Annotated in this window: 23 protein-coding genes and 1 pseudogene; all 24 read left to right on the forward strand. The window is 67.8% G+C overall.

Annotated elements, in window-relative coordinates; genetic code table 11:
* Window positions 1–2 precede the first annotated feature (2 nt).
* The 24 genes and pseudogenes from U743_RS06475 (at window position 3) to U743_RS06590 (ending at window position 22,741) form a co-directional block, all read left to right on the forward strand.
* On the forward strand, window positions 3–578 hold the full coding sequence (locus U743_RS06475) for a YfaZ family outer membrane protein (protein WP_043766549.1): 576 nt from the start codon (window positions 3–5) through the stop codon (window positions 576–578).
* A gap of 13 nt (window positions 579–591) precedes the next feature.
* Window positions 592–1,344, forward strand: coding sequence for a YebC/PmpR family DNA-binding transcriptional regulator (locus U743_RS06480; RefSeq protein WP_043766551.1), 753 nt, complete (start codon window positions 592–594; stop codon window positions 1,342–1,344).
* A 12-nt stretch (window positions 1,345–1,356) separates the two neighbouring features.
* Complete coding sequence (gene ruvC / locus U743_RS06485; RefSeq protein ID WP_043766555.1) at window positions 1,357–1,890, forward strand: crossover junction endodeoxyribonuclease RuvC; 534 nt, start codon at window positions 1,357–1,359, stop codon at window positions 1,888–1,890.
* On the forward strand, window positions 1,887–2,483 hold the full coding sequence (gene ruvA, locus U743_RS06490; protein ID WP_043766559.1) for a Holliday junction branch migration protein RuvA: 597 nt from the start codon (window positions 1,887–1,889) through the stop codon (window positions 2,481–2,483). The genes ruvC and ruvA overlap by 4 nt, the downstream gene beginning before the upstream one ends.
* Window positions 2,480–3,526 carry a Holliday junction branch migration DNA helicase RuvB gene (gene ruvB, locus U743_RS06495; protein ID WP_043766562.1) on the forward strand — a complete coding sequence of 349 codons (1,047 nt, stop codon included), beginning with the start codon at window positions 2,480–2,482 and terminating at the stop codon, window positions 3,524–3,526. The genes ruvA and ruvB overlap by 4 nt, the downstream gene beginning before the upstream one ends.
* A gap of 1 nt (window position 3,527) precedes the next feature.
* Window positions 3,528–3,944, forward strand: coding sequence for a tol-pal system-associated acyl-CoA thioesterase (gene ybgC, locus U743_RS06500; protein WP_198021956.1), 417 nt, complete (start codon window positions 3,528–3,530; stop codon window positions 3,942–3,944).
* A complete protein-coding gene (gene tolQ / locus U743_RS06505; protein WP_043766568.1) occupies window positions 3,941–4,624 on the forward strand; it encodes a protein TolQ in 684 nt (227 codons plus the stop codon). The genes ybgC and tolQ overlap by 4 nt, the downstream gene beginning before the upstream one ends.
* Entirely contained in the window at window positions 4,621–5,064 is a 444-nt protein-coding gene (locus U743_RS06510; RefSeq protein WP_043766571.1) for an ExbD/TolR family protein, read from the forward strand. Before tolQ ends, U743_RS06510 begins: the two co-directional genes overlap by 4 nt.
* Complete coding sequence (tolA, locus tag U743_RS06515) at window positions 5,064–6,068, forward strand: cell envelope integrity protein TolA (RefSeq protein ID WP_052367606.1); 1,005 nt, start codon at window positions 5,064–5,066, stop codon at window positions 6,066–6,068. The genes U743_RS06510 and tolA overlap by 1 nt, the downstream gene beginning before the upstream one ends.
* Window positions 6,065–7,402 carry a Tol-Pal system beta propeller repeat protein TolB gene (gene tolB / locus U743_RS06520; RefSeq protein ID WP_232226735.1) on the forward strand — a complete coding sequence of 446 codons (1,338 nt, stop codon included), beginning with the start codon at window positions 6,065–6,067 and terminating at the stop codon, window positions 7,400–7,402. Before tolA ends, tolB begins: the two co-directional genes overlap by 4 nt.
* Window positions 7,403–7,470: 68 nt before the next feature.
* Window positions 7,471–8,016 carry a peptidoglycan-associated lipoprotein Pal gene (pal, locus tag U743_RS19690; protein ID WP_052367607.1) on the forward strand — a complete coding sequence of 182 codons (546 nt, stop codon included), beginning with the start codon at window positions 7,471–7,473 and terminating at the stop codon, window positions 8,014–8,016.
* The gene (gene ybgF / locus U743_RS17985; protein WP_052367608.1) at window positions 8,013–8,846 is read left to right on the forward strand and encodes a tol-pal system protein YbgF; all 834 of its coding nucleotides are present in this window, start codon (window positions 8,013–8,015) and stop codon (window positions 8,844–8,846) included. The genes pal and ybgF overlap by 4 nt, the downstream gene beginning before the upstream one ends.
* Before the next feature lie 32 nt (window positions 8,847–8,878).
* Window positions 8,879–9,547, forward strand: a complete 669-nt coding sequence (queE, locus tag U743_RS06535) for a 7-carboxy-7-deazaguanine synthase QueE (protein WP_043771433.1) — start codon at window positions 8,879–8,881, stop codon at window positions 9,545–9,547.
* On the forward strand, window positions 9,531–10,244 hold the full coding sequence (queC, locus tag U743_RS06540) for a 7-cyano-7-deazaguanine synthase QueC (RefSeq protein WP_043766573.1): 714 nt from the start codon (window positions 9,531–9,533) through the stop codon (window positions 10,242–10,244). Before queE ends, queC begins: the two co-directional genes overlap by 17 nt.
* Window positions 10,245–10,419: 175 nt before the next feature.
* Window positions 10,420–13,866 carry a pyruvate carboxylase gene (locus U743_RS06545; protein ID WP_043766576.1) on the forward strand — a complete coding sequence of 1,149 codons (3,447 nt, stop codon included), beginning with the start codon at window positions 10,420–10,422 and terminating at the stop codon, window positions 13,864–13,866.
* A gap of 189 nt (window positions 13,867–14,055) precedes the next feature.
* Entirely contained in the window at window positions 14,056–14,328 is a 273-nt protein-coding gene (locus U743_RS06550; RefSeq protein WP_043766578.1) for a CopG family ribbon-helix-helix protein, read from the forward strand.
* Window positions 14,325–14,618, forward strand: a complete 294-nt coding sequence (locus tag U743_RS06555) for a type II toxin-antitoxin system RelE/ParE family toxin (RefSeq protein WP_043766580.1) — start codon at window positions 14,325–14,327, stop codon at window positions 14,616–14,618. Before U743_RS06550 ends, U743_RS06555 begins: the two co-directional genes overlap by 4 nt.
* A 189-nt stretch (window positions 14,619–14,807) precedes the next feature.
* Window positions 14,808–16,847 (forward strand): TonB-dependent receptor plug domain-containing protein, encoded by a 2,040-nt coding sequence (locus tag U743_RS06560; protein WP_084191402.1) that lies wholly within the window; start codon window positions 14,808–14,810, stop codon window positions 16,845–16,847.
* A gap of 26 nt (window positions 16,848–16,873) precedes the next feature.
* Complete coding sequence (locus U743_RS06565; protein ID WP_084191403.1) at window positions 16,874–18,052, forward strand: HmuY family protein; 1,179 nt, start codon at window positions 16,874–16,876, stop codon at window positions 18,050–18,052.
* A gap of 2 nt (window positions 18,053–18,054) precedes the next feature.
* Window positions 18,055–19,089, forward strand: a complete 1,035-nt coding sequence (locus U743_RS06570) for a hemin-degrading factor (protein ID WP_043766582.1) — start codon at window positions 18,055–18,057, stop codon at window positions 19,087–19,089.
* A complete protein-coding gene (locus U743_RS06575) occupies window positions 19,077–19,934 on the forward strand; it encodes a heme/hemin ABC transporter substrate-binding protein (RefSeq protein ID WP_043766584.1) in 858 nt (285 codons plus the stop codon). The genes U743_RS06570 and U743_RS06575 overlap by 13 nt, the downstream gene beginning before the upstream one ends.
* Window positions 19,919–20,950 carry a FecCD family ABC transporter permease gene (locus U743_RS06580; protein WP_043766586.1) on the forward strand — a complete coding sequence of 344 codons (1,032 nt, stop codon included), beginning with the start codon at window positions 19,919–19,921 and terminating at the stop codon, window positions 20,948–20,950. Before U743_RS06575 ends, U743_RS06580 begins: the two co-directional genes overlap by 16 nt.
* Before the next feature lie 56 nt (window positions 20,951–21,006).
* A pseudogene (locus U743_RS06585) lies at window positions 21,007–21,825 on the forward strand (heme ABC transporter ATP-binding protein); the annotation flags it as partial.
* Window positions 21,826–21,964: 139 nt separating this feature from the next.
* Window positions 21,965–22,741: an SIR2 family NAD-dependent protein deacylase gene (locus U743_RS06590; protein WP_043766588.1), complete on the forward strand. Its 777-nt coding sequence runs from the start codon at window positions 21,965–21,967 to the stop codon at window positions 22,739–22,741.
* Window positions 22,742–22,813 lie beyond the last annotated feature (72 nt).

Genomic DNA, 22,813 nt, shown 5'->3' on the forward strand with positions numbered 1-22,813 from the left:
CCTTGCTGAAGAAAGCTCTTTCCGCGGCAGCGCTCCTGCTGCTATCCACCACCGCCGGCGCCGAGACGCTCGATCTGAATGTCTCCAGTGATGCGGTTCGTGCGGCGCTGTCCGGGCCGCTGTCCTTTGGCCAGCGCGACAACGCGCGCTACGACCTCGGTTACCTCTACAGCGATAAGCGCGATGCGCGTCTCAACATCGGCCACGCGGCGCTGATGGTTAGCGGTGACGCCGGCGCGCGTAACGCCGACGTCCAGGTGGGTCTCGGACTGCGTGCAGCCGGCATCGACCAGCGCGGTGGCTCCGGTGGCGCGGTCGCCGTCGGCGGCGACTTCGACCTGCGGCTCCCGGATTTCAACCGTATCGGCCTCGTCGGCTACGCCTTCTACGCACCGAGCGTGCTCTCCTTTGGGGACATCGAGCGCTACATCGACGCCGCCATCACGCTGGACTACGAGATCATCCGCGATGCCTCTGTCTACGCCGGCGTGCGCCAAGTGCGCGTGGAAGTCGAGGATATTCCCGGCAGCGATCTGCGCGACAACAGCGCGATCGTAGGGTTGCGCCTGAACTTCTAGATCGGGGCTGCCCATGGCCGGACATTCCAAGTGGTCCAACATCCAGCATCGCAAGAACGCGCAGGACAAGAAGCGTGGCGCGATCTTCACGAAGCTGGTGCGCGAAATCACCGTTGCCGCCCGCATGGGCGGTGCCGATATCGAGGGCAACCCGCGGCTGCGCCTGGCCGTCGACAAGGCTTTGGCCGTGTCCATGCCCAAGGAGAATATCGAGCGGGCCGTGCGGCGCGGTTCCGGCGAAGCGGGTGGTGATCAGGTCGAGGAGGTCCGCTACGAGGGCTACGCGCCGGGCGGTATCGCGGTAATGGTCGACTGCATGACCGACAACCGCACGCGCACCGTGGCCGATGTCCGTCACGCCTTCTCCAAGCACGGCGGCAATCTCGGCGAGGATGGCTCGGTGGGCTATCTCTTCTCGCGTCAGGGCGTCATCCAGGTGACGCTGCACGAGTCCGGCGCGCTGGACGGCCTTCTGGAAGCCGCGCTCGAAGCCGGCGCCGAGGACCTGGCCGAGGACGAGGAAGGCGTCAGCGCCGAAGTGCTGACAACACCCGAGAATTTCCAGCAGGTGCGCGACACCCTTGCCGAGGCAGGTTTCAGCATCGAGGAAGCGGACGTCACCGAGCGGCCGGCCGTGACCGTGGAGGTCGACACGGACAACGTCGAACGTGTCCTCAAGCTGCTGGAACGCCTCGACGAGCTGGACGATGTGCAGAACGTCTACAGCAACGCCAGCTTCCCGGCCAACGCCTTTTCCGAAGCCTGAGGCAGCCGGACCATGCGCATTCTTGGGGTGGATCCGGGATCGCGCGTGGCCGGCTACGGCATCATCGACGGCGGTTTGCGTGACAGCACCTGTATCGCGGCAGGTGTGCTTCGTGCCGATGGCGCCGACATTGCCGCGCGCCTGGGCAGCATCCAGACGGAACTCGCCGCGCTCATCCGCCAGCATCAACCCGAAGTGCTATCCATCGAGAAGGTCTTCGTCGGCCGCAACATCGCCAGCGCCCTCATGCTGGGCCAGTCGCGTGGCGCACTGCTCGCGTGCAGCGGCCAGGCTGGCCTGGGCCTCGCCGAATACAGCGCCTCGCAGATCAAGAAGGCCGTCGTCGGCAGCGGGCGGGCCAGCAAGGAGCAGGTACGGCACATGGTCGGCATACTGCTGAAGATGGACGCCAGCCAACAGGAGCTCGACTGCACGGATGCGCTCGCGGTGGCGCTGTGCCACGCGCACAGCGCGCCGCTCGCCGCACGCACCGGCATGCCCGCTGGCGCGCGCTGGACGCGGCGCTCGCAGCGTTCGAAGCGATGATCGGCCGTATCCGGGGCACGCTTGCCGCCAAGCAGCCGCCGTGGCTGCTGGTTGACGTCGCGGGCGTCGGCTACGAAATCGAGGCGCCGCTGTCGACGATCTTCCAGCTCGGCGAAACCGGCAGCGAAGTGACGCTGCTCACGCATATGGTCGTCCGCGAGGACGCGCAGTTGCTCTACGGCTTCGCCAGCGAGGCTGAGCGCCGGCTGTTCCGGAATCTCATCCGCACCACCGGCGTCGGTCCCAAGCTGGCGCTGACCATTCTCTCCGGCATGGGCGCGGAAGCCTTCTGGCAGGCCGTGCGCGATGACGACACCGCGCTGCTCGTCAAGCTGCCCGGCGTCGGGCGCAAGACGGCCGAGCGGCTGCTCGTGGAAATGCGCGACCGCGCTGAGGCCGAGGGCACGCCGGTAACGCCGGCGACTGTCGGCGCGGTCGGCGACGCCGCTGATCCGCGTGACGAGGCGCGCGCCGCACTGCTGTCTCTCGGCTACAAGCCCGCCGAGGCCGAACGCATGATCGGCAAGGTCTGGGAGGACGGCATGGGCGCCGACAATCTGCTGCGCGCGGCACTGCGGAGCGCGGTGCGATGAACGGTGGCGACGACGAGCGACTGGTCGGCCCGGCGGCGGGCGAGGAGGAGCGTCGCATCGACGCGCGCATCCGCCCGCGTTGCTTCGCCGATTACGTTGGCCAACCGGTCGTGCGCGAACAGATGAGTCTCTTCGTCGAAGCTGCGCGCGCCCGCGGTGAGGCGCTGGATCACGTACTGATCTTCGGCCCGCCCGGCCTGGGCAAGACCACGCTGGCGCACATCCTCGCCGAGGAGATGGGCGTGCAACTACGCCAGACATCCGGCCCGGTGCTTGAGCGGCCCGGCGATCTGGCGGCCCTGCTGACCAATCTCGAAGCCAACGACGTGCTCTTCGTCGACGAGATCCATCGCCTCAGCCCCATCGTCGAAGAGGTTCTGTATCCGGCGATGGAGGATTGCCAACTCGACATCATGATCGGCGAGGGGCCCGCCGCGCGCTCCATCCGCCTGGATCTGCCCGCCTTCACGCTGGTCGGCGCCACAACGCGCGCCGGCAGCCTGACCAGCCCACTGCGCGACCGATTCGGTATCGTCCAGCGTCTGGAGTTCTACACCGCCGAAGAGCTGGCCGGTATCGTTACCCGCGCCGCCGGCATTCTCGACGCCGCCATCACCGCGGAAGGTGCGGCCGAGATCGCCATGCGCTCGCGCGGTACGCCGCGCATCGCCAACCGCCTGCTGCGCCGCGTGCGCGACTATGCGCAGGTGCGGGCAGCTGGGAAAATCGACGCCGAGACCGCACGCGCCGCGCTGGATATGCTGGATGTCGACGCCAGCGGCCTGGATCTGCTCGATCGCCGCCTGCTGCGCACGCTGATCGAGCGCTACGAAGGCGGCCCCGCCGGCATCGACGCACTGGCCGCGGCCATCGGCGAGTCGCGCGACACGCTGGAGGACGTCATCGAGCCTTTCCTGGTGCAGCAGGGTTACCTGCTGCGCACGCCGCGCGGCCGCGTCGCCGGTGCGCCGGCCTGGCGCCAGCTCGGGCTGGAGCCACCGCCGACACCGCGCGGCGCCTCGCTCTTCGATCAGAATGACTGACATGGCTCTCACCGATCCCGAAGCCGCGCTGAGCGTACGTGTCTACTACGAAGACACCGATGCCAGCGGCGTCGCGTACCACACCAGCTACCTGCGCTGGATGGAACGCGCGCGCACCGAATGGATGCGCGCCCGCGGCGGCGATCACCGCGCATTCATGAGCGCGCAAGGCGTCGCCTTTACCCTTAGCCGCGTCGACGTAAACTTTGTCGCGCCGGCCCGCCTGGACGATCTGGTGGAAGTGCACACGCAAGTCACGCGCTTGCGGCGCGCGAGCATCGATTTCACGCAGACCGTCCAGATCGGCACCCGGACGCTGGCTTCCGCTAACGTGCGGGTAGCCTGCGTCGACGCCGCCAGTTTCCGTCCTGCAGCGCTTCCTTCACCCATCGCCCCGCAAAGGAACTCCCGCGCATGAGCGACAACATGTCCATTGCCAGCCTCGTCGGCCAGGCCAGCCTTCTCGTCCAGATCGTGATGGCGATCCTGCTCATCGCCTCCGTGATCTCCTGGGCACTGATCCTCGCCAAGCGGAATCACATCCGCAACAGCACCCAGGCCTCCGATCGCTTCGAGGACCGCTTCTGGTCCGGCGGCAAGCTCTCGGAGCTGCACGAGCAGATCGGGCGCGACAAGCAGCCGCAGGGTCTGGCCGCACTCTTCCAGCACGGTTACGAGGCGTTCCAGCGCGCCCGCGACACACCGGATGCGGACGTCGAGGATGTCGTCAACGCCACGCATCGCGGGCTGCGCGTCAGTCACGCACGCGAGTCGGAGCGACTGGATTCCGGCCTCGCCATGCTTGCCACCATCGGCTCGGTGAGCCCCTATATCGGCCTCTTCGGCACGGTCTGGGGAATCATGAACGCCTTCATTGCCATCGGGCAGGTGAAGCAGGCCACGGTGGCAATGGTCGCCCCCGGTATCGCCGAGGCGCTGATCGCTACCGCCATGGGCCTGTTCGCGGCGATCCCCGCGGTCATCGCCTACAACCTCTTCACCAGCCGCATCGGCCAGCTTGACGCGCGCTATCGCACTTTCGCGGATGAGTTTGCCGGCATCCTGGAGCGGGGGCTCCGTCACGGAGGCGAACGATGAGCGCGGCCCCCATTCCAGCACCCTCGGCGCGGCGCAAGCTCGCGCACGAGATGAACGTCGTGCCCTACATCGACGTCATGCTCGTGCTGCTGGTCATCTTCATGGTGACGGCGCCGCTGATGCAGCCCGGTATCGAGGTCAACCTTCCCGAAGTCGGCGGCGAGACCATGTCCGGTGAGGACAACGAGCCGGTCACGCTCTATGTCGACGCCGAGGGCCGCTATTTCCTCGACATCGGGGAAAACCAGGATCAGGCCCTAAGCCCCGACGAGATCGAGGGCCGCCTGGGGGCGGTGCTGCGCAACCAGCCGGAGCGCATGATTCTCGTGCGCGCCGATGCCTCCGTGGCCTATGAAGCCGTGGCTCGCGGTGGCGTGCTGCTGCAATCCGCCGGTGCCAAGCGCATCGGCTTCGTCACCGACCCGGATTCGCGTCGCTGATGCCGGAGCGGCGCTACGTTATTGCGGCCGTGCTGCTGCATCTGGCCGTGGCGCTGGGGGTGTTGCTGTCCAACGCCCTCGCGCCGCGACATGTGCAGAAGCCGCCGGTGATCGAGGCCGTCATGCTCGATCCCACCTTCAAGCAGCAACAGCAGCAGGCTGCCGAGGTCGAGCGGCAGCGCGAGGCCGAAGCCCAGCAGCAGGAGCGCGAGGCCGAGCAGCGCCGCCAGAAAGAGGCCGAGGCTGAAGCCCGCCGTCGCGCCGAAGCCGACCGCCGCCAACGCGAAGAGGAACAGCGGCAGCGCGAGCAGGAAAAGCAGGAGCGCCAGGAAGAGCAGCGCCGACAGGAGCAGGCCGAACGCGAGCGCCGCCAAGCCGAAGAGCGCGAGCGTCAGGCCGAGGCCGAACGGAAGCGCAAGGCGGAGGAACAGCGCAAAGCCGAGGAAGAACGCGAGCGCAAAGCTGCGGAACAGCGTCGCAAGGAAGAAGAAGCGCGCAAGCAGCGCGAGGCCGAGGAACGCCGTAAGGCCGAAGAGGAGCGCAAACGCAAGGAAGCCGAAGAACGTCGCAAGGCCGAGGAAGAGCGCAAGCGCAAGGAGGCCGAGGAGCGTCGCAAGCGCGAGGAAGCCGAGCGCAAGCGTCAAGAGGAGGAAGAGCGGCGCCGGCAGGAAGCGGCCGAGCGCCGACGCGCCATGGAAGAGCAGATGCGCGCAGAAGAGCGGCAGCGTACGCTGAACCGTTGGGGTTCCGGGCTGCCGTCGCACATCGAGCGCTACTGGCGGCGCCCGCCGGGCCTCTCCAGCGACGGCTCGCTGGAAGCCAAATTGCGGCTGATCGTGCTGCCCAACGGGGAGGTGGCATCGGTGCAAGTCATCGAGAGTTCAGGCAATGCGTTGTTTGATCGTTCGGCGGAACGCGCCGTCGATGCCGCTTCGCCGCTACCGTTGCCGGAAGGCGAAACGCCCCCACGCGAAATGTCGATTTATTTCCAGGAACCGCGATGACCGCTGTAGACCGCATGACCGACCGGCTTTCCTTCCGCGAGTGGCGCCTTGCCGGCCCGCTGCTGCTGGGCCTTCTCCTGCTTCTTGCCACTGCCAGCGCGCGCGCCGAGTTCGAGATCACCGTGCGCGGCGGCGAGGAGCGAGCCATCCCCATCGCCATCGTGCCATTCGCCGGTAACCAGGGCGGCCAGGTCGATATCGCCCGCGTCATTGCCGACAACTTCAATCGCAGCGGCCTCTTCGAGGCGCTGCCGCGCGGCGACATGCTGGAAAAGCCCAGCAAGCCCGACGATGTCAGCCTGCGCAACTGGCGCACGCTGGGTGTGGAGTACGTGGTCATCGGCGAGCTGCGCGCCAACAACGTCACGCGCTTTCATCTCATCGACGTCTTCAAGGGCGAGCGCATCATGGCCTACGACATGCCTGCGCCGCGTCAGGAAGAGCGCCTGCGCTATACCGCGCACGACATCTCCGATCTTGTCTTCGAGGGCATCACGGGCAATGCCGGCGTCTTCAACACCCGCATCGCCTACATCACCTCAATCGGGGCAGGCGACGACCAGCGCTTCAGTCTCATGGTCTCGGACGCCGACGGCTACAACCCGCGCACCCTCGTGAAATCCGACGAGCCGATCATGTCCCCGGCCTGGTCGCCGGATGCGCGCAAGCTGGCCTATGTGGCCTATCGCGCCGGACGCTCCTCGGTGCGCACGATCGACGTCGCTAGCGGAAACGAGCGCGAGGTCGCGCGCGAAAAGGGCATCAACGGCTCGCCGGCCTGGTCGCCGGACGGCAAGAAACTGGCCGTGACACTGTCCTACGAGGACAATCCGGATATCTACGTCATCGACCTGAACTCCGGCAACAAGAACCGGCTGACCACGCACTGGGGCATCGACACCGAGGCCTCCTGGTCGCCCGACGGCAAGCAGATCGTCTTCACCTCGGATCGCGGTGGCTCACCACATATCTACCGCATGCGGTCAGACGGCCAGGGCGACCCCGAACGCCTGACTTTCGAAGGGCGCCAGAACCTGGCAGCCAGATACTCGCCCAAGGGCGAAGAACTGGTATTGGTACACGCGCCCGAAAATGGCGGCTATCAGATTGCGCTCTTCGACCTGAAGCGCGAATCGCTGCTGCCGCTGACCAATGGGCGCCTGGATGAAAGCCCCTCCTTCGCTCCCAATGGCCAGATGGTGATCTACGCCACGCGCGGTGCGGGCGGCGCCGAGCTGGCCACGGTGACAACCGACGCGCGCGTCCGGCAGAATCTTAGACAGACGGCGAACGTGCGCGAACCGGCCTGGTCACCTTTTCTCGACCCGCGCTAGACATTTGCCGGGTCCCAACCGCCTAGCCGCCGTACCCATACCTTCTCAACAACACACAGGGAACCGTCATGAAAATCCGTTATTTGATGCTTTCGGCTTGCGCCGCCCTCCTGCTTTCGGCTTGCGCCAGCACCGGTGAGCGTTCGACCAGCGACGCCAGCAGCGCCGATACCTCCCAGACCAGCGAGCGCGATACCAGCGGCATGGGCGACGAGCGCCGTGGTTCGGCCGAGCCGCTGCCGATGTCCGAAGAAGAGAAGATGGCGCAGAAGAAGGCCGAGCTGGAACGCGAGAACACCGTCTACTTCGAGTTCGACAGCTCCGACCTCTCGCGTGAAGGGCGCAGCACCGTCGAGAAGCACGCCGATTTCCTGACCCGTAACCCGGATGTCCGCGTGCGCCTGGAAGGCCACACCGACGAGCGCGGAACGCGCGAGTACAACATCGGCCTCGGCGAGCGTCGTGCGCAGGCGGTTGCCCGCGTGCTGACCGCCCGCGGTGTGTCGAGCGATCAGTTCAGCGTGGTTAGCTATGGCGAAGAGCGCCCGGCGGTTTCCGGTTCCAATGAGGAAGCCTGGGCCAAGAACCGCCGCGTGGAGATCGTCTACCGATGAGTCTCCGCCGCGATATCGCAGCCCTGCGACATCGGACGTGGGCGCCCGCTGCCGCAACGGCACTGGCGCTCGCGCTTTCCGGTTGCGCCGGCTTTGGCGGCCCGATCAATGAAGGCGATGAGATCAGCCCCGAGGAACGCCGGCTGCGCGACATCGAGTCGCAGCTGGAGCAGAACACGCGTCGCATCGACAACATCGGCGACGCGCAGCTCTCCGGCGGTCCGATGGCGCTGGCCGACGAGATGCGTGCCCTGCGCGGCGAAGTCGAGCGGTTGAGCAATACCGTCGAGCGCCTGCGTCAACGCAGTACGAGCCGGCTGGATGACATGGAGCGCCGTATTGCCGGGCTGGAAGGCGGCGAACGGCCGTCCGCCCGCAGCGGGGGTGATACACCTGATGTCACCACCGGCTCGCTGGGTGGCGGCAGCAGCCAGCCCGCCGAGCGCGACCCCAAGGAGGAGCAGGCCTACCTGAAAGCCTTCGATCTGCTCAAGCAGGGCAACTACTCCGACGCCATCCTCGGCTTCGAGAACGTTGTCAGCAACTGGCCCGACGGCCGTTATGCGGACACCGCACTCTATTGGGCCGGTGAGTCGCACTACGTGCAGCGCAACTACGAGAAGGCGCTCGACAAGTTCGATCGTCTGCTTGAGGATCATCCGGGTTCTTCCCGTAAGCCGGATGCACTGCTGAAGGCGGGCTTTGCCCTGGAAGAGCTCGAACGCCCCGAGGATGCACGGAAGCGCTTCCAGGCGATCGTCGACAATCACGGCGACTCCAGCGCGGCGAACCTCGCGAAGCAGCGACTGCAACGCCTGTCCCAACGTTGAGTGGCCTGCCGGACACCGAGGCGCTCGGTGCTGTGGGCGCGGCACCTGCCCGCAGTGGGCAGGCGCTTCTTCGCATCACGGAGATCTTCCGCTCGCTGCAGGGGGAAGGCCGACACACCGGCCTTCCCACCTGTTTCGTTCGCCTGACCGGCTGCCCGCTGCGTTGCAGCTACTGCGATACCGAGTACGCCTTCCACGGCGGTGAGCGCATGGCCATGGACGACGTGCTGCAGCACGTTGCCGACACCGGCGTTCGTCATGTCTGCGTTACCGGCGGCGAGCCGCTGGCGCAGAAGGAATGCAAGAAGCTGCTCGCGGCGCTGTGCGACGCCGGCTACCAGGTCTCCATCGAGACCAGCGGGGCCATCGATTTCCGTGACCTGGACCCGCGCGTGCTGCGCGTGGTGGATATCAAGACGCCGGCTTCCGGCGAGTCCGAGCGTCAGCTCTGGGAGGCTTTGGGCGAGCTGCGCGCCGAGGAGCAGGTGAAGTTCGTCATTGCCTCGCGCGCCGATTACGACTGGGCACTGCAGGTGCTGCGCGAGCGGCTGGATGACTGTGCGGCCGAGGTTCTCTTCTCGCCGGCCGTGCCCGCGCTGAACCCGGCGCAGCTGGCGGACTGGGTGGTGGCCGACGCCCCGCCGGTGCGCTTCCAGGTACAGCTGCACAAGGTCCTGTGGGGCGATGTCGCAGGCCGCTGACGACCGGCCGCGCGCAGTCGTTCTGCTTTCCGGCGGACTGGATTCGGCCACCGTGCTGGCCATGGCCCGCGCCGACGGTTTCGACTGCCACTGCCTCGCCGTGCACTACGGCCAACGCCACAACGCCGAGCTGCGCGCCTCGCGCCAGCTGGCAGAAACGCATGGCGCGGCCAGCCACCGGGAAATCGACGTCTCCGATGTTGGCCGCTTCGGTGGTTCGGCACTCACCGATGCCGCCATCGACGTGCCCGAGGACGGCGGGCAAGGCATCCCGGTCACCTACGTGCCGGCGCGCAACACGCTGTTCCTTTCCATAGCACTGGGCTGGGCCGAGGTGCTGGAAGCCGAGGCCATCTACATCGGCGTCAACGCCGTCGACTTCTCCGGCTACCCGGACTGCCGGCCGGACTTCATCGAAGCCTTCCGCGCGCTCGCCAGGGTGGCAACCAAGGCCGGCGTCGAGGGCCGTCCGACCGATATCCGCGCCCCGCTTATCGACCTGCCCAAGGCCGAAATCATCCGCCGTGGCAGCGCGCTTGGTGTGGATTACAGCCAGACCGTCTCCTGCTACCAGGCCGACGACGACGGCCGCGCCTGTGGCGCCTGCGACGCCTGCCGCCTGCGCCGCGAAGGCTTCGAGGTTGCCGGTGTGCCGGACCCGACGCGCTATCAAGGCCATCCCCAGGCGCACGCCTGAGAGCGCAGTTTCCTCTCCTCAGTCCTCGGAGGAGAAAGGCGTTCAGACCCGCTCTTTGCAATTCATGGATTGAGGGCTTGTCGCGAGAAACCCGGCGTTTCGGCACAGGCTTTGCTACCTGATGTGCTGTCACTGATGCCATCGGCATAATGCAGGGACACAAAGGGAGACACGCATGCAGATCCGCAAGCTGCTGGTAGCCAACCGTTCCGAGATCGCGATCCGCGTCATGCGTGCCGCGGCGGAGCTGGGCATCCGTACCGTCGCCATTTATGCGCGCGAGGACCGCTTCTCGCTGCACCGCTTCAAGGCGGACGAAAGCTACGTGGTGGGCGAGGGCGACAAGCCCATCGCCGCGTACCAGAACATCGACGACATCCTGCGCATCGCGCGCCAATGCGGCGCCGATGCCATCCATCCGGGCTACGGCTTCCTCTCCGAGAGCCCCGAATTCGCCGATGCCTGCGCCGAAGCCGGCATTGCCTTCATCGGCCCCAGCGCCAACGTCATGCGCACGCTGGGCAACAAGATCGCCGCGCGCAACGCCGCAGAGGCAGCCGGTGTACCGGTGATGCCGGCCAGCGCCGCGCTGCCCGATGACATGGCGCAGGTGCGCGAGATCGCCGAGGGCATCGGCTACCCGCTGATGCTCAAGGCCAGCTGGGGCGGCGGCGGCCGCGGCATGCGCATCGTCGAAAGCAGCGACGATCTGGAATCCACCGTGCCGGTGGCCAAGCGCGAGGCGCAATCCGCCTTCGGTAACGGCGAGGTCTACTTCGAGAAGCTCGTCCAGCGCGCGCGCCACATCGAGGTGCAGCTGCTCGGCGACCAGTACGGCAATCTGGTGCATCTCTACGAGCGTGACTGCTCCGTGCAGCGACGCAACCAGAAGGTGGTCGAGCGCGCGCCGGCAGCCTTCCTGACCGAGGACCAGCGCGAGCAGCTTTGCGCGGCCGCGCTCAAGCTGGGCAGGGCGGTGGGCTACACCCATGCCGGCACCGTCGAATTCCTGATGGATGCCGACACCGACGCCTTCTACTTCATCGAGGTCAATCCGCGCGTCCAGGTCGAGCACACCGTGACCGAGGAAATCACGGGCATTGACATCGTCAAGGCGCAGATCCGCATCACCGAGGGCCAGCGCATCGGCGACGGAATCTGTGGCGTGCCGGAACAGGCGCAGATCACTCACGACGGCTTCGCGCTGCAGTGCCGCGTCACCACCGAGGATCCGGAGAACGATTTCCGCCCGGACTACGGGCGGCTGGCCGTCTACCGCAGCGCCTCCGGTTTCGGCGTGCGCTTGGACGGCGGCACGGCCTATTCCGGCGCGGTCATCACGCCCTTCTACGACTCGCTGCTGGTCAAGGTCACCACCTGGGCGCCGACCAACGAAGAGACGGTGCAGCGCATGGACCGCGCGCTGCGCGAGTTCCGCATCCGCGGGCTGGCCTGCAATCTCCAGTTCCTGGAGAACGTCATCAACCACCCGACTTTCCAGAGCGGCGAAGCCACCACACGTTTCATCGATCAGACGCCGGAGCTGTTCCAGTTCACCAAGCGCCGCGATCGCGCCACCAAGCTGCTCGACTTCATCGGTGAGGTCACCGTCAACGGCAACCCGGAGATGAAGGGCAGAGCGCCGCTGGGCGAACGCCCGCCAGCGCCGATCCTGCCGCGCACGGATCTGTCCGTGCCGCCGACGCCCGGTACGCGCGAGCGCCTGCAGCAGCTAGGCCCGGAGGGCTTCGCGAAATGGATGCTGGAGCAGCCACAGGTGCTGCTCACCGACACCACGATGCGCGACGCCCACCAGTCGCTCTTCGCCACGCGCATGCGCAGCCAGGACATGCGCGTCATCGCGCCCTACTACGCGCGCATGTTGCCGCAGATGTTTTCCATGGAGTGCTGGGGCGGGGCGACCTTCGACGTCGCCATGCGCTTCCTGCGCGAAGATCCTTGGCAGCGCCTGCGCGAACTGCGCTGGGCCATGCCGAACGTGCTGCTGCAGATGCTGCTGCGCGCTTCCAACGCGGTCGGCTACACCAACTACCCGGACAACGTGGTCAAGCACTTCGTGCAGCAAGCCGCGGACAATGGCATCGACTTGTTCCGCGTCTTCGACGCGCTCAACAGCGTCGACAACATGCGCGTCGCCATCGACGCCGTGCGCGAGACCGGCATGCTCTGCGAAGCGGCCATCTGCTACACGGGCGATATCTTTGATTCGTCGCGGCCCAAGTACAACCTCGACTACTACCTGCGCCTGGCCAGGGAAATGGGAGCCGCCGGTGCGCACGTGCTGGGCATCAAGGACATGGCCGGCGTCTGCAAGCCCGAGGCCGCGCGCACGCTGGTCAAGGCGCTGAAGGACACCGTCGGTCTGCCCATCCATTTCCACACGCACGACACCAGCGGCATCAGCGCCGCCAGCGTGCTGGCAGCCGTCGAGGCCGGCGCCGACGCCGTCGACGGCGCCATGGACGCCATGAGCGGGCTCACCTCGCAGCCCAACCTCGGCGCCATCGCCGCGGCCCTGCGCGGCGGCCCGCGCGACCCGGGCGTCGACCCCGAGGCCATGCGTGCGATCTCACAGTACTGGGAAGGCGCGCGCCGCTACTACGGCGCCTTCGAGCCGGACATCCGTTCCGGCACCGCCGACGTCTACCGCCACGAGATGCCCGGCGGGCAGTACACCAATCTGCGCGAGCAGGCGCGCGGCCTCGGCCTGGAATCGCGCTGGCCGGAAGTCGCGCAGGCCTATGCCGACGTCAACCAGCTCTTCGGCGACATCGTCAAGGTCACACCCACCTCCAAGGTAGTCGGCGACATGGCGCTGTTCATGATCGCCAACAACCTCACGCCCGAGGACGTGCTGGACCCGGAGCGCGACATCGCCTTCCCGGAATCGGTGGTCTCGCTGATGCGTGGCGAGCTGGGCTTCCCCGCGGACGGCTTCCCGGAAGCCATCCAGAAGAAGGTGCTGGGCGACGAGAAGCCGCTCACCGAACGTCCGGGCGCGGTGCTGCCGCCCACCGACCTCGACGCCGAGCGCAAGAAGCTGGCCGAGCAGCTGGAGCAGGAGGAAGTCGACGAAACCGACCTGGCCTCGCATCTGATGTACCCCAAGGTCTTCGCCGACTACGCCGCCCAGCGCAAGACGTACGGTGACGTCTCCGTGCTGCCCACCACGGTCTTCTTCGAAGGCATGCAGGAGAACGAGGAAACCGCCGTCGACCTGGAGCCCGGCAAGACCCTGGTCATTCGGCTATTGGGCCGGGCCGAGGCGGCCGAGCAGGGCGTGGTCAAGCTCTTCTTCGAGCTCAACGGCCAGCCCCGCACCGCGCGCATCAAGATGGAAGGCGCCGAAGCCGCCGACGAAGCCCGCGTCGCCGAGCCCGGCAACCCGGCGCACGTCGGTGCTCCCATGCCCGGCATGATTGCCTCGGTCAGCGTCGAAGTACGCAAGAAGGTACGCAAGGGCGATTCGCTGCTCTCCATCGAGGCGATGAAGATGGAAACCCAGATCCGTGCCGAACGCGAAGGCACCATCAAGGAAGTCATCGCCCAGTCCGGCCGCACCGTCAACGCCCAGGACCTGCTTCTGGTCTACGAAGACTGAGTCAGCATCGTTTCCCCTGCACCCCACACCCCACTTCCCCTCTCCCGCTAGCGGGAGAGGGGTTAGGGGAGAGGGCCCAGGAGAAGGGAAACCGCCGGGGCAAAAGCACCCGCAGCAGATCCGCACGGCCCCCACGGCCGTACTCACTATGATGTAATACATAGTAGTCGCGCTTCAGGAGCCCAGCCGATGGCAGTAACAACCGTCCGTTTGCGGCCGGAAATCGAAAAAAGCCTGGCGGATACCGCTGTCCAGCTCAAACGAAGCAAGGGCTGGATCATCAACCAAGCGCTCTCCGAGTATCTGGCGCAACATCAGCAGGAGCAGCAGCGCTGGCAAGAGACGCTCGCTGCCGTTGAATCCGCGGCCAATGGCAAGGTGATTGCCGGAGAGAAGGTGCACGACTGGCTGCAAAGCTGGGGCCGCGATGACGAGCTGCCGCCACCAGAAAGCGGGAAGTGAAGCTCAGTTACAGCGCAGAAGCGGTCGCCGATCTTCGTCGGCTTCGCGAGTTCATCGCCGAGCACGACCCTCACGCAGCGGCTCGCGTCGGTGCCGAGCTGTTGGCACGCCTGGAACACATCCGCGACTTTCCGAGAATGGGGCGCCCCGTTTCGCTCGCCCCCGAACCGCGATCCATTCGCGACGTCGTATTCGGCAATTACGTCGTGCGTTATCTGGTGCACAACGATGCAGTCGTGGTTCTTCGCATATGGCACCACTTCGAGGACCGTGGGCTGCCCACGGATTAATGTGGCGCGAAGCGACCCTCACTTGGCCGATACTTGAACGCCACGATCGAGCTTCCGCCCCGCACAGCCAAAGCAACGCTCCCGGCCAATCCATAATTTAGAAATGCGAATAGCTCGCATCAGCATTGACAACTGCCCTGCATTCGTATCAAATGCGAATCATTATTATTCGATGCAGAGCAGATGCCGATGGGGGTCCGATGTGCAGCAGGCGATGGCCGAGCCGGTCAGGCGACCGGCGTCGTGCTATGCGCCGCGCTGCTGGCCAGCGCTACGCCGGCCGCGCTTGCCGCGACCGAGCTTGATGACGTCGTCGTCACCGGCACGCGCGATGAGCGGCCGGTGGTCGAGACCCCCGTGCGCACCGAGCTGGTCCGCCGCGAGGAACTGGAGCGCACCCACGCCCGCACGCTGAAGGAAGGCCTGGAGAACGTCCCCGGCCTGCAGCTGCGCGAGATTCACGGCAAGGCCGGGCACGAGGTTTCGCTGCAGGGATTGTCCGGCGAGCAGGTGCTGGTGCTGGTCGATGGCCTGCCGCTGACCGCGACCACCGGCTCCACCGTCGACGTCAGCCAGCTCGCGCTGATGGACATCGAGCGCATCGAGATCGTCAAGGGCGCGTTGTCGGCGCAGTACGGCAGCGAGGCCATGGGTGGGGTCATCAACGTCATCACGCGCCGCATCGCGCCGGGCCTGTCCGGCGAGCTGCGCGGCGATCTCGGCAGCTTCGGCGACCAGAACCCCTCCGGCGAAGCCGCCGACGCCGGCGACCGCCACGCCGCGCTGCGCCTGGAAGGCGGCAGCGAGCGCTGGCGCCTGCGTCTGACCGGCGACCGCCGCGAGCGCGACGGCATCGACCCGCAGCCGGAGAGCTGGCCGCAGCCGGGCGACGCCGTCGACCGCCAGCAGCTCGACCTGCGCGGCGAATGGCATCCGTCACCGGCCGGCGCCTTCCGCCTGCAGGCCGGCCGCTTCACCGAAGACGCCGAAAGCCGCTACGAGCTAGCGTTGCCTGGCCGCAACGCGCCGCAATCCAAGTACGAGGACGTCACTCGCGACCGCATCCAAGGCGGCGGGCGCTGGCAGTGGTACAACGGCATCGGCGTGGAGGGGCGCTTCCTCGAGGAGCGCCTGGCCATCGACAGCATCAAGCGCGCCGAGGCCCAGCGCTTCGACGACCGCGACGCCGACATCGGCCTCGGCCAGTACAGCCTGCAGACCAACTTGCCGCTGCCGGCCGGCCAGCGCCTGCAGCTGGGCGCCGACCTGCGCCGCGAAAGCCTGCAACAGACCAAGGACGGCGCCACCGAGCTGGACGGTGCACGCGTGCGCCGCGACAGCCGCGAGCTGTGGACGCAGCTGACGCTGACGCCGCCACCGGGGTGGGGCGACCAGCTTCTCGGCGGCGACGCCGTGGAGCTGCTGCTCGGCGTGCGAGCGCAGGAGGATTCCGACTTCGGCGGCCACACGGTCGGCAGCGCCAATCTGCGCCTGCGCCTGTGGCAGGGCGACGCCTCCACCGGCAGCCTGCGTCTCGGCTGGGGGCAGGGCTACCGCGTGCCCAATCTGAAGGAGCGCCACTACCGCTTCGACCACAGCCAGCTCGGTTACGTCGTCATCGGCAACCCGGATCTTCAGCCGGAGGAATCCAACAGCTTCCAGATCGGCTGGACGCAGAGCTGGGGACGCGCCTTCTGGCTGGAGCTGGGCGCCTTCGACAACCAGCTGCGCAATCTCATCCAGGTCGACGCCGACAACGCCGAGGTCGAGGACGGAATTCAGCAGTTCCGCTACGACAACGTCGAGCGCGCCCGCACGCGCGGCATTGAGCTCGGCGCCCAGGCTCGGCTGGCCAGCTGGCTACGCCTGAGCGGCGGCTATACCTATATGCAGACCCGCGACCGCACCAGCGGCGACGAGCTGACGCGCCGACCGCGCCATCAGGGGCGCCTCGGCCTGGACTGGACGCTGTTGAGAGCCACCGAGATCGGCCTGCGCGGCCGTTACCAGAGCGACGAGCTGGTCGACAGCGCCACCGGCGCGCGTTCGCCGGCCTGGACTGTGCTCGATCTGCGCCTGAATCACGACCTCACTTCCGCCGTCGCCGTCTACGGCGGCATCGACAACCTCTTCGATCGCCAGCGCGACTTCGCCGACCCGGATGACTTCGGGCCGGTGAGCGGGCGTTTCGTCTACCTCGGCGCCCGTTACCGCTTCGGCAGCCGATGACCCTTTCCACGATGGAGCCAAGCAACATGAATGACGCAACGATTTTCCGATTCTCCCGCCTGGGCCTGACGGCGCTGACGCTGCTGACCGTCGCCGCCTGCAGCAGTGGCGGCGGCGGTGACGGTGGCGACAACGGCGGCAGCGACGATCCGCCCGATCCCGACCTGCCGGAAGGCGTCGAGCAGCGCCGCGTCGACGCCAGCGACAGCGAGGCCTGGGTCTACATCGACCTCGCCACCGGCGACGTCCTGGACATGGACGCCGCCGACGCGGCCGAATCCACGGCCTGGCATGTCGCCCTGCGCCGTTTCAACATCGCCGTCAACGGCGGGACTTCCGGCCCCGGCAGCGCCGCCGGCGGCCTCATCGCGCCGCAGGAGGACTTCTACGACGACGAAGGCGAGCCCAACGCCAGCGTCTTTCTCAACGCCACGGCCGAGGACTACCTCGATATGCTGATGAACGACGACTTCGAGGAGCCGGAGTTCGTCACCGACAGCATCACCACCGTCTTCGGCGAAGACTGGTACCGCTACAACTTCGCCACCGGCAACATCACGGCCGAACCCGACAACGGCTGGCTGCTGCGCAGCGGCGAGGGCGACAGCTACGCCCGCATGCGCGTCACCGAGATCGACTTCCCGACGCGCGCCGGCCAGGGCGTGCAGGGTTTCGAGATCGCCTTCGACGTGCAGCCGGCGGGTGTTGATCAGTTCACGGGCTCGGCAAGCTTCAGCGGCTCGATCCCCTCGGAAGGTGGCTCGCGCTGCTTCGATTTCGACACAGACGCCACGGTCGCCTGCGAAGGTACGGCCTGGGACCTGCAGATCGGCTTCGAGGGCCGCGACTTCTTCCTGCGCAGCAACGGCGGCCCGAGCGGCGCCGGCGACGCAGCCGGCTTCGGGCCCTTCGCGTGGGAGGAGCTGGCGGACTACGCCTCGGCCACCACCGATCCGTCCGGGGAAAACATTGCCGGCCTCTACCAGCCCGATACCAGCACTGGCATCTTCGCCAGCGAATCCTGGTACGCCTACAACCTGCAGGGCCAGCACCGCCTGTGGCCGAACTACCGCGTCTACCTGGTCGACAGCGATCCGGAGGACGACAGCGCCGCCCGCTTCGCCGTGCAGGTCATCGACTACTACGACGGCACCGGCGCCAGCGGCCAGCCGACCATTCGCTGGCGTCAGCTGGAGGCGGAGTGATCATGGGCGCCCCGATGCAGGAAAGCACCCCGCTGAGCGAGCGCTGGCAGCAGCTGCGCGAAGCGGACCCGAAGCTGCGCATCCGCAACGCCGCCGAGCAGCTCGGCGTCAGCGAGCTGGCGCTGCTGCGTACCGATCCGGAGCGCGTGCGCGCGCTGCGGCCGGATTTCCCGGCCATCTTCGAGGCCCTGCGCGGCGTCGGCCCGGTCATGACGCTGGCGCGCAACAACGAGGTGGTGCACGAAACCACCGGCGAGCTGGAGAACTTCCACCACAACCCGCGTACCGGCATGGCGCTGTCCACCGGCGCGCTGGACCTGCGGCTGTTCTTCAATCGCTGGCGCCATGCCTGCGCGGTGGAGGAGGGCGAGCGCGCCAGCCTGCAGTGCTTCGACGCCGCCGGCAACGCGCTGCACAAGATCTACCGCACCGAAGCCACCAACGACGACGCCTGGCACCGCCTGATCGCCTGTCTCGCCGACCCGATCTCGGCTGACGTGCCGCTGGAAGCCGTGGAGCCGCCCGAACCGCGCCGGCTGTGCACGGACCCGGTAGCGCTACGCCACGACTGGTCGCGCTTGAGGGATCTGCACCACTTCCACAGCCTGCTGCGCCGGCACGAAACCGACCGCCTCAGCGCGCTGGAGGCCGTCGGCGAGGACTGGGCGCGGCCGTTGCCGGTGGATGCCCTGGAGCGCCTGCTGCAGGCAGTCGCCGACGACACGCCGATCATGGCCTTCGTCTACAACCCCGGCACGGTGCAGATCTTCAGCGGCGAAGTGCACAAGCTGGCGCGTACCGGCCCCTGGTACAACGTGCTGGACCCGGCCTTCAACCTGCACGTGCGCACCGAGGCGCTGGCGCAGTGCTGGCGCGTGCGCCGGCCGTCGGCGGACGGCGACGTCAACGCGCTGGACTGCTTCAACCACGAGGGCCGGCTGGTGCTCAGCCTCTTCGGCGCGCGCAAGCCCGGCAAGCCGGAGCTGACCGCCTGGCGCGCGCATCTCGACGCGCTGGAGGCCGCATGCGCCGCCTGATCGCCCGTGCCGCAAGCGGCCTGCTGGCGCTGGGTGCGCTGGCCGCCGCGCCGACGGCCAGCGCCGAAGAGCGCCTGGCGGTCGCCGGCGGCTGCGCCACCGAGATCGTCTTCGCCCTCGGCGCCGGCGACCGCATCGTCGGCGTCGACACCACCAGCAACTGGCCGCCCGAGGCGCGCGAGCTGCCGCGCTTCGGCTATCTGCGCACGCTGCCCGTCGAGGGCATCCTGGCGCTGAAGCCGGATCGCCTGCTGACCACGGCCGAGGCCGGCCCGCCGAGCAGCATCGAGCGCCTGAGCAAGGCGATGCCGGTGGACGTGCTTCCCGCCATGCGCAACCCGCGCGAGCTGCCCGAGCAGGTGCGCCGTGTAGCCCGACAGCTGAGCCTGGAAGAGCGCGGCGAAACCCTGGCCGCCGAGCTGGAAGGCCGCCTCGCCAGCATCCCGACCGAGTTTTCCGACGAGCCGGCACCGGAGGTGCTCCTGCTGCTGGCGCCGGGCGGCGAGCGGCTGATGGCCGGCGGGGCGGACAGCTCAGCGGATGCGCTGCTGCAGTCCCTCGGCCTGCGCAACGCCGCGCGCGGAATGGACAGCTTCAAGCCCCTGAGCCGCGAGGCCCTGCTGCAGAGCGAGGCGGACCTCATCGTCGTCGCCGAAACCGCGCCCGGCGCCTTCCGCGCCGAGGACTGGCCGGCGCTGGCGCGCACACCGGCCGGCCGCGCCGGCCGCGTGCTGGTGCGCGACAGCATGTATCTGCTGGGCTTCGGCCCGCGCGTGGTCGACGCCATGGCCGAGCTCCGCGCCGCAGCAACGAACCCCGAGTTCGCGGCATGGAAGCGGGACTGAGGCGCCTGCCCGCCGGCGCCGGGCTGGGCGCCCTCGGCCTGGCGCTGGTGGTCGTCGCGGCAGCGGGGCTCGCCATCGGCCCCGTCGCCGTCGGCCTGAGCGAGCTGCTGCCGGCGCTATTCGGCAGCGGCGAGGGCCAGGCCGGCTTCGTCGTGCAGGAGCTGCGCCTGCCGCGCATCGCCCTGGGCGCGCTCGTGGGCGCGGCGCTGGCCGTATCCGGTGCCATCCTGCAGGGCCTGTTCCGCAATCCGCTGGCCGACCCGGCGCTGATCGGCATCTCGGCCGGCGCGGCGCTGGGTGCGGTCACCGTCATCGTGCTCGGCGAGCGCGTCATGGCCAGCTTCGGCCTGGGCGTGTCGCCGTTGCTGATGCCGGCCGCGGCCTTCATCGGCGCGCTGGTGGCCACGCTGGCCGTCTGGCGCATCGCCACGCGCGGCGGCAACACCTCCGTGGCGAAGCTGCTGCTGGCCGGCATCGCCATCAACGCCATCGCCAGCGCCGGCACCGGCATTCTCACCTTCCTGGCTGATGACACCCAGCTGCGCACGCTCACCTTCTGGACCATGGGCAGCCTGGCGCATGCGGGCTGGGCGGAAATCCGCCTGCTGGCGCCCTGGATGCTGGCGCTGGCCTGCGCTGCGCCCTGGCTGGCGCGGCCGCTCAACGCCATGCTGCTGGGCGAGGCCGTAGCCGGGCATCTGGGCTACCCCGCGCACCGCATGAAGCAGGCCGCCGTGCTGGTCTGCGCGCTGGCGGTGGGGGCCTCGGTGGCCATGACCGGGCTGATCGGCTTCGTGGGCCTGGTCGCCCCGCACATCGTGCGCCTGATGGGCGGCGTCGATCACCGCTGGCTACTGCCGGCCTCGGCGCTGCTGGGCGCAACGCTGCTCATCGCTGCCGACGCCCTGGCGCGCGTCATCGTCGCCCCGGCTGAGCTGCCCATCGGCCTCGTCACCTCACTGATCGGCGGGCCCTTCTTCCTGATGCTGCTGATGCGTCAGCAATTCGCCGAATGATGGACGGCCTGCCACAAGTCCAGGTTCTGCCACCGCAGGTGGCCAGCGACACCCCCGTGCTGGAAGCCCGCAACCTGCGCGTGGCCGCCGGCGGCGCGACGCTGCTAGACGGCGTCTCCCTGCGCCTGCAGGCCGGCGAGTGCCTGATGCTGCTCGGCCCCAACGGCGCCGGCAAATCCACCCTGCTGCGCGTGCTGGCCGGCGAGCTGAAGCCGGGGCAGGGCAGTGTCGCAGTGCTGGGCCACCCGCTGGACGCCTGGGACGGCCGCGAGCTGGCCCGCGTGCGCGGCGTGCTGCCGCAGCAATGCGCCGTGCAGTTTCCCGTCACCGCCGCCGAAGTCGTCGACCTCGGCCTGCTCACCACGCTGCGCGGCGACGCCAGAGCCCGCGTCCGGGCTGAGCTGCTGGACTGGCTGGAAGTCGCCCATCTGGCCCGCCGCATCTATCCCAGCCTGTCCGGTGGCGAGCAGCAGCGCGTGCAGATCGCACGCGTGCTGGGCCAAGTCTGGAAGACGCCGGGCCCGCGCCTGCTGCTGCTGGACGAATGCACCTCCGCGCTGGACCCCGCGCAGCAGCACGCCGTCATGGCCATGCTGAAAAGCCTGAGCCGCGCCGCCGGCATCGGCGTCATCGTCACCAGCCACGACCTGGGCCTGGCCGCCACCTACGCCGACCGCGTAGCCCTGATGCGCGACGGCCGCATCATCACCGACGCCACCCCGCGCGAGGCCCTGACCACCCACAAACTAGCCGCCGTCTACGACCTGCAAGCCCGCGTCCGCTGGGAGCCACACCCCAGCGTAGAAATCCAGGGCGCCCTCAACACCCGCAACCCAACCCCACCACCCACCCTCGAAACCACCAACACCCCATAAACAAACAATTCCCCTCGCCCCCGAAGGGGGAGAGGGGCCAGGGGAGAGGGGGAGCCGAGCAGCCACAACCTCTCACCCTCGCAAAACGCAGCAATTTCACTACGTGACCGCAGCATTCCCCACAGGTAAGCTGCGACCAATGGACTCGGGGGACTCCACGCTAAAAGCCGCCATCGCGGATCTACGCGAGGCCAAACGCGTGCTGGTCATCACCGGCGCCGGCATCTCCGCAGACTCCGGCCTGCCCACCTACCGCGGTGTCGGCGGCCTCTACGACCGCGACCTCACCGAAGAAGGCATCCCCATCGAGGAAGCCCTGTCCGGCGGCATGTTCCAACGGCGCCCGGACATCACCTGGAAGTACATCCACCAGATCGAATCCACCGCCCGCGGCGCCGGCTACAACGCAGGCCACAAGGCACTGGCGGAAATGGAGCGCCACTTCGAGCGCTTCACCATCCTCACCCAGAACGTCGACGGCTTCCACCGCGACGCCGGCAGCACCGACGTTATCGAAATCCACGGCAACGTCCACGAGCTGTACTGCACCAGCTGCGGCGAAAAGGAATGGGTGGATGACTTCTCCCAGCTCAACGGCATCCCGCCCAGCTGCCCGGCTTGCGGCAGCCTCGTCCGTCCCCGCGTCGTGCTATTCGACGAGTTGCTGCCACAGGACGCCGTCGCCCGCCTGGAAGAGGCTGTGGACAGCGAGCCCGACGTCGTCATCAGCATCGGTACCACCGCCGGCTTCCCGTACATCGCCGCGCCGGTACTGCACGCCGCCCGACGCGCAACGCCAACAATCGAGATCAACCCGGGGAACAGCGAGATATCGGCCTTCGTGCAGCACCGCTTTCAGGCTAGGGGCATTGAGCTGCTGCCCTACATGGCAGGCCAGTTGGGGGAAGGGGAGTAATCCCTCGTGCCGTGCGACCCGCAACGAACTCGTGTAAATGTCGGCTTCCAGCCCATTGCGGGCATGTAGAAA

Source organism: Algiphilus aromaticivorans DG1253 (assembly GCF_000733765.1).
GTDB classification, from domain to species: Bacteria; Pseudomonadota; Gammaproteobacteria; order Nevskiales; family Nevskiaceae; genus Algiphilus; species Algiphilus aromaticivorans.